The organism is Oceanobacillus chungangensis, assembly GCF_003369565.1.
In the GTDB taxonomy this organism is placed as follows: Bacteria; Bacillota; Bacilli; order Bacillales; family Amphibacillaceae; genus Oceanobacillus; species Oceanobacillus chungangensis.
This window is the reverse complement of record NZ_PIOD01000021.1, coordinates 86272-99480: the sequence shown is the minus strand read 5'-3', so window position 1 is coordinate 99480 and position 13209 is coordinate 86272. Positions and strand designations below refer to the sequence as shown.

The 13209-nt window shown below is 34.0% G+C and carries 12 protein-coding genes and 1 other annotated feature; of the genes, 6 read left to right on the top strand and 6 right to left on the bottom strand.

Annotated features, from left to right (window positions below):
* Positions 1 to 118: 118 nt before the first annotated feature.
* The 5 genes from trpS to CWR45_RS16015 form a co-directional block, all read right to left on the bottom strand.
* On the bottom strand, positions 119 to 1108 hold the full coding sequence (trpS, locus tag CWR45_RS16035; RefSeq protein ID WP_115750871.1) for a tryptophan--tRNA ligase: 990 nt from the start codon (positions 1106 to 1108) through the stop codon (positions 119 to 121).
* 54 nt (positions 1109 to 1162) lie between these two features.
* Positions 1163 to 1340, bottom strand: a binding site (T-box leader).
* A gap of 150 nt (positions 1341 to 1490) precedes the next feature.
* Complete coding sequence (locus CWR45_RS16030) at positions 1491 to 2432, bottom strand: AEC family transporter (RefSeq protein ID WP_115750870.1); 942 nt, start codon at positions 2430 to 2432, stop codon at positions 1491 to 1493.
* Positions 2433 to 2735: 303 nt separating this feature from the next.
* Positions 2736 to 3158, bottom strand: a complete 423-nt coding sequence (locus tag CWR45_RS16025; RefSeq protein WP_115750869.1) for a pyridoxamine 5'-phosphate oxidase family protein — start codon at positions 3156 to 3158, stop codon at positions 2736 to 2738.
* A 325-nt stretch (positions 3159 to 3483) separates the two neighbouring features.
* Positions 3484 to 3792, bottom strand: a complete 309-nt coding sequence (locus tag CWR45_RS16020) for a DUF378 domain-containing protein (RefSeq protein ID WP_115750868.1) — start codon at positions 3790 to 3792, stop codon at positions 3484 to 3486.
* Positions 3793 to 4074: 282 nt separating this feature from the next.
* Positions 4075 to 4332 (bottom strand): DUF3243 domain-containing protein, encoded by a 258-nt coding sequence (locus CWR45_RS16015; RefSeq protein WP_115750867.1) that lies wholly within the window; start codon positions 4330 to 4332, stop codon positions 4075 to 4077.
* A 1013-nt stretch (positions 4333 to 5345) separates the two neighbouring features.
* Between CWR45_RS16015 and CWR45_RS16010 the strand changes: the two genes are divergently transcribed.
* From CWR45_RS16010 to pepF, 6 genes are all read left to right on the top strand, one after another.
* The gene (locus CWR45_RS16010; protein WP_115750866.1) at positions 5346 to 6557 is read left to right on the top strand and encodes a putative glycoside hydrolase; all 1212 of its coding nucleotides are present in this window, start codon (positions 5346 to 5348) and stop codon (positions 6555 to 6557) included.
* A gap of 82 nt (positions 6558 to 6639) precedes the next feature.
* Positions 6640 to 7215, top strand: a complete 576-nt coding sequence (locus tag CWR45_RS16005) for a GNAT family N-acetyltransferase (protein ID WP_342770189.1) — start codon at positions 6640 to 6642, stop codon at positions 7213 to 7215.
* Positions 7216 to 7498: 283 nt separating this feature from the next.
* A complete protein-coding gene (gene spxA, locus CWR45_RS16000; protein WP_114916087.1) occupies positions 7499 to 7894 on the top strand; it encodes a transcriptional regulator SpxA in 396 nt (131 codons plus the stop codon).
* A 538-nt stretch (positions 7895 to 8432) separates the two neighbouring features.
* Positions 8433 to 9098 (top strand): adaptor protein MecA, encoded by a 666-nt coding sequence (mecA, locus tag CWR45_RS15995; protein WP_115750864.1) that lies wholly within the window; start codon positions 8433 to 8435, stop codon positions 9096 to 9098.
* 372 nt (positions 9099 to 9470) lie between these two features.
* A complete protein-coding gene (locus tag CWR45_RS15990) occupies positions 9471 to 10664 on the top strand; it encodes a competence protein CoiA (RefSeq protein WP_115750863.1) in 1194 nt (397 codons plus the stop codon).
* 132 nt (positions 10665 to 10796) lie between these two features.
* Positions 10797 to 12608 (top strand): oligoendopeptidase F, encoded by a 1812-nt coding sequence (gene pepF, locus CWR45_RS15985; protein WP_115750862.1) that lies wholly within the window; start codon positions 10797 to 10799, stop codon positions 12606 to 12608.
* Between the two features lie 347 nt (positions 12609 to 12955).
* Here the strand turns inward: pepF and CWR45_RS19925 are convergent, their stop codons facing one another.
* A complete protein-coding gene (locus CWR45_RS19925; protein ID WP_170138887.1) occupies positions 12956 to 13132 on the bottom strand; it encodes a hypothetical protein in 177 nt (58 codons plus the stop codon).
* Positions 13133 to 13209: the final 77 nt, after the last annotated feature.

Genomic DNA, 13209 nt, shown 5'->3' with positions numbered 1-13209 from the left:
AATATATCAGCACGAGAAAAAATATATCAGCACGAGAAAAAATATATCAGCACGAGAAAAAATATATCAGCACGAGAAAAAAAGCGCTAGAACTTAGTTCTAGCGCTTTTCCGCGTAACTATTTTCTCACTCTGCCTAGACCCATGGCTTTCTTCGCTTTTGCAACTGTTTTATTTGCAGTTACGTTAGCTTTAGCTGCTCCATTATCAAGGATATCATCTAATATGTCAGAGTTAATTAATTCCAAGTAGCGATCTTGAATAGGTTTTAATACTGCAATAACTGCGTCAGCAACACCTTGTTTGAAATCGCCATATCCTTTGTCTTCATATTTTGCTTCAATTGCCTCAATGGACTCGCCAGTACAGCTAGAATAAATTGTTAATAGATTGGAAACACCAGGTTTATTAACCTTATCATATTTAACAATACCCTCTGAATCTGTTACAGCACTTTTTATCTTCTTTTCAATTTTCTTTGGTTCGTCAAGCATAGAGATGAAGCCTTTTTCATTCTCATCTGATTTACTCATTTTCTTCGTAGGATCCTGTAAAGACATGATTCGTGCTCCAACCTTAGGAATGCGAATTTCCGGAATAGTAAAGATATCATTGAAGCGATTATTAAATCGCCCAGCTAAATCCCTCGTTAACTCCATATGCTGCTTCTGATCATCGCCAACTGGTACAAGATTTGATTGATAAAGCAAAATATCTGCAGCCATCAGTGCAGGATAGGTAAGTAGTGCAGTTGAAACTGCATCTTTTCCTTGCGATTTGTCTTTATACTGTGTCATCCGTTCTAATTCACCGACATAGCCGATTGACTGTAGCATCCAACCTAATTGTGTATGTGCAGGCACCTCTGATTGAATGAATAAAGTTGCTTTATCTGGGTTAATACCTGATGCTAAATATAATGCTGCCAAGGAACGGATATTTTGTCTTAGCTTCAATCGCTCCTGTGGAACCGTAATCGCGTGTTCATCAACGATACAAAAATAACACTCATAGTCATCCTGTAATTCGACAAATTGCTTCAGTGCCCCTAAATAATTTCCAAGTGTTAAAGTACCACTTGGTTGAATTCCTGAAAAGATTGTTTCCATCTAACTCACGCTCCATCTTATTTTTTACAACAAAAAAAGCCCATTTATCCCTTGAATAGGGACGAATGAACCGCGGTGCCACCCTGATTATCTTAACGTTTCTAAGATCGCTTAATTACTTGAATTAGCTCCAAAGTCCAATTCCAAAATACCTTGATGCTTGTTTCCACCGACCACAAGCTCTCTAAAATTCAGAGGGTAAATTGTACTACGCCTTTTTCATTGCTAATGATATTCTTTTAAATATTATATATAGTTTGCTGTAAAAAGACAAGAATAAAGCTGAATTAATTATTTCTATGATGCAAAGCCCATTTTCCGAATTTTAAATAAGAGTAATCTTCTTTTGATTGCTACTGTTAGAATCAAATGGTTACCGTATTTAATTACTTAAAAAGTTTACGATCATATAAAGGAATGGAATTGTAATAATACATAATAATGTAGTTAATAGTACACCTAGTGATGCAAAAAAAGCGTCAGCCCCATATTTATGGGAATAGAGTGAAATTGTTGGGGCAGAGGGCATTCCAGATACAATAACACCAATAACGAGTAATGGAAATGGTACAGATAAAGCTGCAAAGGGGAGTAAAAGTAACGGAATCAGAATAAGTCTAGTTACCGCTGATTTCCATAAATAGATGTTTTTTATCAGTAAAGTTAATTCTTTAAATTTAACATTTGCAATTAGACTTCCAATTAGCATCATGGAAAGTGGAATGGTCATTTTACCAACGCTTTCTAGACCACCGGAAATGATTACTGGAAAGCTAATCGGCAATAGAAAAATTAGTATTCCTATTAGGGTGGCGAGAATACCTGGATTTAAAAATATATTTTTATAGTTAATAGTGTTTGAATCCTTACTAAACAAGTATATTCCATAAGTCCATATAAGAATTAAGTAGCACAGGTTAAACATCGTTAAATAAATAATTCCCTGCTCACCAAGAAGAATAAAACTAATCGCATATCCAATAAATCCTTGATTTCCAAAGATTATTAGCCCTTCATAGACACTTTTTTGCTTTTCTGAAAGTTGTGAGCGTCGTTTCATCCAATATGCTAAAAAACAGGAAATGATAAGTATATAGAGAGACATCGTAATAAGCCATAAAAATTCTTTTACTACGGTAATAGAAAAAGAGATATCCAGTGAGAACAAGATGAGCGCGGGCAATGTAATATATAGAATTAGCTGTGTCAAAACATCATTTGCATCTTTATTCAGAACACCTATTTTCCTTGCAATAAACCCCACCGACGCGATTCCATAAAGCATTAACATTTCCTGCAAAAATGCCCCTACATCCAAAACCATAAATATCCCCCCTAACTCACTGTATGAAACAATTGCCCAGCTTGTTAATTCCTGTGTAAACTGGTTGAAGGTATCGGTTCTGTTTCTCGAAGCAAAAAATCATTCACTTCTCCATAAATCCCCCCTTTTTAGGAGCAAATATCCAATTATCCCAATGGATGCTTTCTTTATTTTTTATAAATTTGTGTTAGAAAGGAAATGCAGGATATAAGGGGGAGAGGAAATTAAATAATCTTTACTTCATATGGCCTAGTAACGAGCTAATAGAAATTAATAAACCGAGCAGTTAAGCTCGGTTTATTATTACAACTCTAATATTTTCGGTTCCACGCCGTTTTTATTCATCAAACTAATTTGAATCGGTGTAATTTCTAATATAACGTAATTCGGGTCATTGGGCCCATCAAACCAATTTTCCAAATACGGATTCCACAATTCTTTTTTCAGTTCTTTAGAATCGGTAATTTTGACTTTTCCTTCATACTCGACATATTCATCACCGAATCCTTCTCCTTCATAACCTAAGAGGATATGTGTAAAAGGATTTCCTTCAATTTCTTCGATTTTGTGGGTTTCCTTATTTGTTGCTGTATAAAGGTTTAGTCCATTACGAATAAATGTCATATATCTTGAGTGTGGTTTATTATGTTGTACCGTTGCCATTGTTCCAACAGAACTGTTATCTAAAATATTTTCAATCGTTGCTTTAACTTCTTGTTGACTCATATAGCTGCACTCCTTTATCTATTTTATTAACATTATTCCTTTTTTGTTTGATTAATAAACCATCACTCTGAGTATCCCATTAAAACATCAATAAACTGCGATAGCTACTATAAAAGTGGCCGACCCCAAATGGATTGCCAATCGGTTATAGAAAGCAAAGTCGATTATTGTAGTCAATAGGATTGTTATCACAATAGTTTATTGCCTTTGTAGCAAAATATAACCCTAGAAGATATATTAGGATGTGCAGTATATAGAGAACAGATAAATATGAAAAGATAAAGCCATACAAATAGTGTGTATGGCTTTAATTAGTTTATATCGATTAAACGTCCTTGTCAGTTTTTTTTATGCTTGAAAAGTCTTTATCTTCACCAAACTCAGTACCATAATTTAAGTTTCTCTTTTTAGCGAAATCGTCTCTGCTAGTATTTTTTTCGTCCATTGGATCAAATAAGATTGTCAAACAATATAACCCACTTAATCCGACTAGGCCGTAAACAATTCTTGCTAATAGAGCATCCTGACCACCAAAAATCGATGCAACTAAATCAAATCGAAAAAATCCAATTAGTCCCCAGTTTATTGCACCAATAATAACTAGTGCGAGGGCAATTCGTTTTAATGTATTCATAATTTTTACCTCCAAAATAAATATATTAAGAAAATCTGCCTTAGCTATGTTCGACTAAATTAAGATACGTTTTAGTTATTTCAGAGCTGTTGGGAAGCCTCGTACTTTTGGCATAAATAACACCCCCCATGAATTGATAGTAACTGGTATTATTTTTTGCCATAATGAATTATTTATACTAGATAATGACTCTAATTAGATAGAAAAATTAATAATTACCCAAATCAGAATCCTTGTATACAATAAAAGGGATGCAGCTATGAACCACATCCCTTTTTTGTATTAATGGGCATTCTTGTTTTTTACTAGGTTAATCATAGTATTGGCCAAAACTTGCTTTTGGTTCTCATCCGCTGAATGCCATAGATCAGCTAGTAGTCTTTGCTCATCGTTTTTAGGTTCTACATTAGCTGCTAAGTAGTCTCCAATTTCCGCAGCAATGGTACTCATTATTCCTTCGTCCATTCCATTATTTTGTGCTTGTTGTAGTCGATTACCAAGAAAATCCTTCCACGTATCAAAGTTATCAAGTACTGACAATTTTATTCCTCCTTAGTAATTTTTTACAAATTAATGTAGGGAGCGCTCATATCTTGTTACAAATTTAAATCCTCCAATTTAGAAGAGGAATCATTTTTGATCGCAACTAGATAAAAATCAGCTCTTGAGTCTTAGTGTGTAGCTATTATAAATAATTATACGTGGCTATTTTTTGTGGGACCTTGTATAATGCATAGATAATCTGATCTTTAGACGTAAATTTTTGAGGATAAAGTCTTGGTTTTCGGTTCAAAATATGTAAAATAGTATAGCATTAGGGCGTAATTCTTGTTTAGCATTGTTTGTTGTCATTGGTTATCAAAAAAAATATGAATTGGTTGACCGTCTGCAATTAATCAGGAGCGGATGACTTTAAGTTAGTCTTGTCTAAAATGTAGTAAGGACTTGTCCACAATAAGGTTCTTCGTTTATTAAATGAAAAAGAAGTGATTGAAGACTTAGATGAAATTGAGGTTAAACCAATTTTGGAGGATCATTCAAGTAATGCCCATCAATTCAAGTTGAAGAGATAGTCCATGAAAAAATGAAACAACAATGAAGTGAAGAATAATATACCTAAAAAGTCATCCGTTAGGTGGTTACCCCTAAAAGTTAGAGTTTTTAGGTTCGGTACATTTCTTAGTATATTAAGGCTGTCAATTAAACACACAACACAAATTTAATTTTCTCAGTAAAATTAAAGCCGTCTGAGAGGAATTAGTCTCAACATATCTACATCAAGTGTGTAATCCTAGCTGACGAAATAAATAGAGATGCATTGGGATGAAGACTTAGGTGCATGTATGTATTTCTGATGCAAGACCCGAGAACGCCAACCATACTATCCAGTTCTCAGGTTATATCGATTCATGAAAATAAAGATTAATATGAATAAAAGCCTATACAGTCAATAATACAACATCTTTTCTCGAATTTAAGCTTTTTTTACCATTCAAATTCGCCTTATTTTTCGATATACTAGATTCATACATAAATAGAGGAGATTGATAAACATGGCGAAAAGACAGCATAAGATTTATACATTTATGATGATTCTCCTTTTCAGTATGCTTTTACCAATTACAAGTTACGGTGAAGAGGTAGAAACAACTAGCGAACATGGTGGAAGGCAGACTAATATCAAATTATTGGATCCTGATCAATCAATGAAACGATTTACAATTGATTCAGGCTATAATTTTGAATATCCTGATGCGGTTCGTGGCATTTATGTGACAGGAAATTCAGCAGGTGGAAGTCGGTTTGAATCACTAGTAGATTTAGTTGATACGACAGCTTTAAATGCGATGGTAATTGATGTTAAAGAAGATCATGGAAATTTAACATTTAAACCAGAAGAGAGCTCTCCATTTGCGGATATTGCCATGAATTATATTTCGGATCCGGAATCTATGATGAAAACCTTAGAGGAAAAGCAAATTTATCCAATTGCTAGAATCGTAGTTTTCAAGGATTCTGTTCTTGCCAAGGAAAGACCGGAACTATCCTTTACTAAAGACGGCGAGGTTTGGGTGAATAATCGTGGTGAAGCATTTGTTAACCCATTTGAGAAAGAAGTTTGGGGTTATAATGTAGAAATCGCAAAATTGGCGGCCGAAATGGGCTTCCAAGAAATTCAATTTGATTATGTCCGTTTCCCTGAAGGCTTTGAAAATATGGATGAAGAATTACAATATTCAGAAGGGGAATACTCGGAAGTTGATTTATCTAATACAAAAAAACGAGTAGAAGCAGTATCTGATTTTGTAGCATATGCAAGAGAAGAGCTTATGAACTATGATGTTGACGTTTCCGTTGATATATTTGGCTATGCTGCTACCGTTGAAGAAACACCAGGCATTGGCCAAAACTTCTCACGTATCGCCGAGAATGTTGATATCATCTCATCGATGATCTATCCAAGTCATTGGACGACCAATTATTTTGGCCTGGAGAATCCAGATGAAGAGCCATATCGACTCATTAAAGAATATTCTAAAGTGGAAAATGAAGTTCTTGGTGCGTTAGAAACACAACCAGTATCACGACCTTGGTTACAGGATTTTGAGGCTCCATGGTTATACAGTGGGGCAACAAAACAATATGGTAAAGAGGAGGTCGAAGCACAAATAAAAGCATTGTATGAAAGTGGTATCGATGAATTTCTATTGTGGAATGCAGGAAATAAGTATACGGAAAATGTGGATTATCTAATCGGTAAGTAATATTAAAGCAGGTCTTTCTGAGCAGGACCTGTTTTTAACATTTTATAATACTAAATATGAATACGGTATAGTAGGAGTTTTAATGATGAACTGGTATGAGAAGTTGAATGACTATTTTCCAATTGAAGAAATGAAATCAAGGAAGCATATGGAGTTACTATTAGAAGATAAGACTAGTCCTTATAAGAAGGTTGAGAGCCAAGATTATGTAATGATGTATGCCGAGTTTGACCAATGTATATTTGTTGATTATTTATGGGTCGCAGCGGATACAAGAGGACAAGGAACTGGTCATAAATTGATGGAGATGATCAAGCAGAAAAACAAGCCAATCTTACTGGAAGTAGAACCTGTTGATCCGGATGAAAAGGATACAGCAAAGAGACTTAGATTCTACCAAGGAGAAGGTTTTAAACATGCAAAAACCATTAATTTCCAGAACCGTTCGTTTCAAACAAATGAAATGGCACCACTGGAAATATTGTATTGGGCAGCAGAAATTGTGGAAGATTCCTTTATTTTGGTACAAATGAAGAAGGTATACAACTCCATTCATAAATATAAATCTACAGAGATTTATGGGAGGAAGTTTAGTGAAGCTGAGGAGATTTTACAGATAGACGAAAGTCGAAATAGAGCCAATCTGCTCTGTGTGTAATTAACAGTCAATGTATATTTTTCTCAATTAATTCTAATTAAGATGTTTAAATGAAAATACTTTAGGGAAAGGTAATGAATGTGAAGAGATATTTGTCAGCAAAAAATCAGGATTTCATAAAAAATCTGATGTTTATAGATGAAATCCTACCTTTTACTTGACAAATGTAGTATACTATTATTTATAGGTTATTTAAACTTATTTTAATTTAAGAATGAAATAAGTTAACCCATGTTTTACTAAAGTAACATATATACTTTTTAGAATGAGGAGTGAAGTTTTAATGGTAACACTTTATACCTCACCAAGTTGTACATCTTGCAGAAAAGCAAAAGCATGGTTAGAAGAACATGATATCCCATTTAAAGAACGCAATATTTTCTCTGAGCCACTTTCTTTAGATGAGATTAAGGAAATATTACGCATGACTGAAGATGGAACTGATGAGATTATTTCAACACGTTCGAAGGTATTTCAGAAGTTAGATGTTAATATCGATCAATTACCGATGAAAAATCTATTCAGTTTAATCCAGCAAAATCCTGGCTTATTAAGAAGACCAATCATTCTTGATGAAAAGCGTCTGCAAGTAGGCTATAACGAAGATGAGATTCGTCGATTTTTACCAAGAACAGTTCGTACTTTTCAATTACGAGAAGCACAAAGAATGGTTAATTAGATTGGATTTTTTGGCAGATAAGAAAGTATAAATACTCTTTCTCACTGCATAAGCGTAACGAAGGCTGTCGCTAAAAGGCTTGGCCAACCCCTGGTTTTCTAATAAACGCATTAATATATTGAATCAGCATAGAACACAGATCTTATTTATGATCTGTGTTTTGTTGTGTACTGCTAATATTCTGCAGTTATATCTCGTGACAAATAGGGAGTAATAGTTTAAAATGGGACTTTAATATAGTGATAAAATTTATTAAGTACAGTAAAATTCACATACATTCTGTTTAAAATGGATTTCTATATAGGCATATTAATTTCCAAAATACTGTACACTAACATACAATGGCAGTAAGCATAATAATATGAATGGTTAGTAAAGTAGTAAAGCGGGTATCGTAATACAGAACTCATTCTAAATTAAATTAGAAAATGGTAATTGTCTCTTCCGCCTAACTGTTTATAGCATATGAAGCAACAATAAAAAGTTTAGGAAGAACAAAAGCGCAGGATATTTTCTACGTGAAGGGAGAGAAATAAAAATGGAGATAGAAAGAATAAATGAGAATACAATTAAGTTTTATATTTCTTATATCGATATTGAGGACCTTGGATTTGAACGAGAAGAAATTTGGTATAATCGGGAACGAAGTGAGCAGCTCTTTTGGCAAATGATGGACGAAGTAAATTATAAAGAAGATTTCAATGTTGAAGGTCCATTATGGATTCAGGTTCAAGCAATGGAAAAGGGATTGGAAATTGTCGTCACAAAAGCAAAACTAAGTAAAAAAGGAGAACTACATCCGGATAGCTCCTTTGATGAGGAAATGATCGAAACAATGCTAGAAGATAAATTCGGGAAAAATGTTGAACATATCGATGAAGAGGATGACATGACAGAAGAAACGCTATGGATCATTGTTGATTTTAATGATTTTGAAGATGTTATTCAGTTAAGTCATTATTTCCAAAACTTTACAAGTACAGTAGAAGATGCACTTTACTATTATAATGATAAATATTATTTATATCTCGGTTTCTCTCAGGAATTACTTGACGATAATGAGCAAGAGAATATCATCAGCCAAGTATTGGAATTTGCCAATGACTCGGATATGTCAATACATTATCTTGAGGAATACGGAAAGAACATATTTGAATCAGATACCTTTGCACAGGTTCGTTCTTATTTTCCACTACAAGTATAGACACTCTCAAAAATGAGAGTGTCTATTTTTTATCAGATGAGAAGTATAAACAACCTTCTATGAGTTCTCCATCCCACCCAAGCGCTAAAAAGTGAGCGATACTTTCCCATCTCCGTACGATAAAGAAGACTTGCTGATTGGTTACATATGAGGCTTAGTCGCATATATACTCTTGAGATGAAAGTCAACATCGCTTAATTGTGCATCAAATCGTTTACTGTATTTGTTCAAAGAAGAATCAAACAAAATCAAGCTTGGATCGTCTAGTGTGCAGTCCGTACGTCAAGAAACAGATGCTTATGCAAATGTTCTTTTTTCTTGCAGGAAATTGTTTATCTCTGTCGAATCATATATATATACGGAGGTGAGTAGGTGTTACAGGCAAATACAGCAGAAGGGAATGCCATTACACTAGCAATGTTGTCACAAAATGAGCTAAAGGAATTAAAAGAAAAGCAGCCTAACTTTTATTGTCCGGTTTGTAAAGGGAAGGTGATTATGAAAGCAGGGAGCAAAGTAATTCCTCATTTTGCACATCAATCGATTATTGATTGTCCTGCAAGCGAAGGCGGAGAAGGGAAATATCACGAGCAAGGTAAATTATTATTATATAATTGGTTGAAAAGTCAAATGCTCCATGTTGAATTAGAAGCATTTATACCAGAGATTAACCAGCGACCAGATATTTTGCTAACAATAAATAATCGAAGAATTGCAATAGAATATCAATGCTCTAAAATTCCAATCGAGCAGGTAAAGAAGCGAAATGAGGGTTATAAGAAAAATGAAATTATACCAATATGGATTTTAGGAGAGAATCGTCTGCAGAGGCAACTAGCGAATCATTTTAAAATGGATCAATTTACTCTCCAATTAATACATCAATTTTCTCCAAATACTCCACTAATTTTATACTATTTTTGTCCAATCACCTTACAATTCATCATGGTTCAAGATCTATACGAAACAAGAATTGGTCAAGCGATAGGAAAGTTTAAGGTAATGTCTTTGACTAGGTTAAATATAAAGGACTTCTTTACAATTGATACCTTCTCTAATTTGGATTTATTTCAGCATTGGAAGAAAGAGAAATTTAAATTTCGTATGGTACAACGAAAAAAATTATATGGAAATGAATTAGCATGGTTCCAGTGGCTATATTTGAAGGGTACCCATCTCGAATATTTACCATCAATCATCCATTTGCCGGTTGTTTCCCAGTATCGTATGGTTTCTTCTACTTGGAACTGGCAGAGCAGAATTTGCATTGATCTTCTAGAGCGTCTACCAGTCGGCAACGAATTCTCACTCCGAAACTGCGAACAACTTCTAAAAAAACAGCTTCTACCAATGGAAAATTACCCATTAATCCACTCTAACGACCATCCGATTAAACAATATCTCAACCTTCTTGAGCAACTAAACATAATAAAACAAACCTCTGCTTCAACATATCAAAAGCTAACTCCCATTTCCTTTTATAATCAAATTGAATCAGCAGTGAGAGGTGACGAAGAGCTGATGAATGAATTCATTTCGCTTAATAATAAGACACCCTTGATATAACAAGGATAAATGAGCAAAAACTGAGCATGAAACAAATATACTTCGGTATACTAACTTAATAGGGAATATTAAAGGATTTTCCAAATACAATCTAGAATTAATTAAGGTAGAGCAAAATAAGGAGGAACTTAAATGGCAAAATCAACAAAGGAATTACCGAAACGAAGTGAAATAGCGGAAGAATTAACATGGAAATTAGAAGATATATTTGCAACTGATGCTCAATGGTCCGAGGAGTTAAAGAGTTTGCAAACAGCAATCCCTGAAGTATCAAATTACCAAGGAAAATTGGCTCAATCTGCGGACACACTATTTGAATTGTTAAAGCTTCAAGACACGCTCTCTGAAAGATTAGGAAAGCTATATACATATTCACATATGCGATATGATCAGGATACGACGAATTCAACGTACCAAGAAATGAATTCTCAAGCGGAAACAGTACTTACATTAGCATCAAGTACGATGAGCTTTATCGTCCCAGAAATACTTGCAATGGATGAAGGGAAAATTGATTCTTTCTTAGAAGAAAAAGACGAACTTAGATTATATAAGAAGGTATTAGATGAAATTACAAGGCAGCGCCCACATGTACTAAGTGAGCGTGAGGAAGTATTGCTAGCAGAAGTATCAGAGCCGCTTTCATCTGCATCACAAACTTTTAGTATGTTAAATAATGCTGATTTAACATTCCCATCGGTTAAAAATGAAGAAGGGGAAGAGGTTGATTTAACGCATGGACGATATAGTAAATTTTTAGAATCAAAAAATCGACAAGTACGTAAGGATGCTTTTAAGGCAATGTATACTACGTATGGAAATTTCAAGAATACTTTCGCAACAACGCTTAGTGGGAATGTAAAGGTTCATAATTTCTCTGCAAAGGTTCGCAATTACGATTCTGCAAGACAATCAGCATTAGACAATAATAATATTCCTGAATCTGTTTACGATAATTTGGTAGAGGCTGTAAATGAAAAATTACCATTATTACATCGCTATACGAAATTAAGGAAGAAAGTATTAGGATTAGATGAGCTTCACATGTATGATCTCTATACATCACTCGTCCAGGATTTAGATATGAAAGTATCTTATGATGAAGCAAAGGATTATGTATTGAAAGGGCTAGCACCACTTGGCAGTGAATACAATGAAATCTTGAAAGAAGCATTCAACAATCGCTGGATTGATGTCGAAGAGAATAAAGGTAAGCGCAGTGGAGCTTATTCTTCAGGTGCATATGGTACAAACCCATATATCCTGCTTAATTGGCAAGATGATGTGAATAATACTTTCACATTAGCACATGAGCTTGGACATTCAGTTCATAGCTATTATACAAGGAAATCTCAGCCGTTCCGTTATGGCAACTATTCCATTTTCGTTGCAGAGGTTGCATCTACATGTAATGAAGCATTGCTAAATGAATACCTAATAAATAATTTAGAAGACGAGAAACAAAAGCTTTATATTCTTAATCACTTCTTAGAAGGTTTCCGTGGAACTGTATTCCGTCAAACAATGTTTGCTGAATTTGAACATGAGATCCATGTGAGAGCACAAAACGGTGAAGCATTAACTGCGGATAAACTCACAGAGATTTATTATGAGTTAAATAAAAAATATTATGGCGAAGATGTAGTATCTGACGAAGAAATTGGCTTAGAATGGGCAAGAATTCCACATTTTTATTATAATTATTATGTGTATCAATATGCAACAGGGTACTCTGCTGCAACATCACTTGCAAACCAAATATTAACAGAAGGGGAGAGTGCAGTAGAGCGCTATCTTAACTTCTTAAAAGCAGGAAGCAGTGATTTTCCGATTGAAGTACTTAAAAAAGCAGGTGTTGATATGACATCGAAGCAACCAATTCTAGATGCGCTTGACGTGTTTGAAGAAAAACTAAATGAAATGGAAAAATTATTAATAGGATAATCCCGTTTTGTATGTTTGAAGCAGGTTAGTCAAATGAGGATCTGACGAATATCAGATCCTTATTTGACTAATAGCACTCTGAATTTAAAAAGTGAACATTATGTGAAAATATGAACAAAAATGTTGATATAGTTTTAATCTCTTGTTACAATGTAATTGTTAGTTTAATAAACAAACAAAAACCCCTTTTGTTTGATCATGAAACTTTCTCCCATCCCCCCTTTGTGTATATACAAAGAACGGATAAAAGGATATACGCTGCCCCGTATATCCTTTATTTTTCGAAGAAAACGATAAGCGCTTTCAATGTAGAGGCGTTCGAAAGCCTTATATACCAATTTATACCATCATCTCATTCTTCGATAAATATTTCGTTGTGTAAGTGAATAAATCGTTAAATATATTGAAATAAATAATAATGGCAAAGTAAAATATAATGGAATAAGCTGCATTAGACCTAGAATATTTAAGATAACTGAAAATAAGGTCAGTAGAATGAATAAAAAAGGATAAAGATTTTTCATAAAATCAACCTCCTATTGTCATTATATGAATTATAAATTTGGAATAGAAGTGAACTTTTTGTGAAAAGATACACATG

Coding starts and splice junctions, on each gene's coding strand:
- trpS (WP_115750871.1), bottom strand. CDS start 1,108: ATGGAAACAATCTTTTCAGGAATTCAACCAAGTGGTACTTTAACACTT.
- CWR45_RS16030 (WP_115750870.1), bottom strand. CDS start 2,432: ATGGTTTTGGATGTAGGGGCATTTTTGCAGGAAATGTTAATGCTTTAT.
- CWR45_RS16025 (WP_115750869.1), bottom strand. CDS start 3,158: ATGAGTCAACAAGAAGTTAAAGCAACGATTGAAAATATTTTAGATAAC.
- CWR45_RS16020 (WP_115750868.1), bottom strand. CDS start 3,792: ATGAATACATTAAAACGAATTGCCCTCGCACTAGTTATTATTGGTGCA.
- CWR45_RS16010 (WP_115750866.1), top strand. CDS start 5,346: ATGGCGAAAAGACAGCATAAGATTTATACATTTATGATGATTCTCCTT.
- CWR45_RS16005 (WP_342770189.1), top strand. CDS start 6,640: ATGATGAACTGGTATGAGAAGTTGAATGACTATTTTCCAATTGAAGAA.
- spxA (WP_114916087.1), top strand. CDS start 7,499: ATGGTAACACTTTATACCTCACCAAGTTGTACATCTTGCAGAAAAGCA.
- mecA (WP_115750864.1), top strand. CDS start 8,433: ATGGAGATAGAAAGAATAAATGAGAATACAATTAAGTTTTATATTTCT.
- pepF (WP_115750862.1), top strand. CDS start 10,797: ATGGCAAAATCAACAAAGGAATTACCGAAACGAAGTGAAATAGCGGAA.
- CWR45_RS19925 (WP_170138887.1), bottom strand. CDS start 13,132: ATGAAAAATCTTTATCCTTTTTTATTCATTCTACTGACCTTATTTTCA.